The organism is Phocaeicola sp. RTP21198st1_B8_RTP21198_201120 (assembly GCF_040929485.1).
GTDB classification, from domain to species: Bacteria; Bacteroidota; Bacteroidia; order Bacteroidales; family Bacteroidaceae; genus Phocaeicola; species Phocaeicola dorei.
This window is the reverse complement of record NZ_JBCOCI010000168.1, coordinates 1-408: the sequence shown is the minus strand read 5'-3', so window position 1 is coordinate 408 and position 408 is coordinate 1. Positions and strand designations below refer to the sequence as shown.

Below are 408 nucleotides of genomic sequence, written 5' to 3'. Positions count from 1 at the left end.
TTTACAAAATCCTAAAGTAGCTGCGGTAGTTGCTGATTCTGTTGTAAGAAAATTGCAAGAGTACATTATAGATTATCGTACATCCAAGGCTAAAGAAGATTGTCTTTATTTGGAGAAACTCTTCAAAGAACGTCAACAAGAGTATTATACTGCCCAGAGAAAATATGCTAATTATGTAGATTCTCATGACAATATCATATTTCAGAGTGCGCGTGCTGAACAGGAGCGATTACAGAATGATATGAGTTTAGCGTATCAAGTGTATAGTCAGGTTGCAAATCAGCTTCAAGTTGCTAGAGCTAAAGTTCAGGAGGAGAAACCTGTATTCGCTGTTATAGAGCCTGCAGTGGTACCATTGAATCCTTCGGGAACCAGTAAGAAAATATATGTTTTGGCTTTTGTTTTCTT

Annotated in this window: 1 pseudogene; it reads left to right on the top strand. The window is 37.0% G+C overall.

What is annotated here, in order from left to right:
* A pseudogene (locus tag AB5935_RS23935) lies at positions 1-408 on the top strand (chain-length determining protein); the annotation flags it as partial.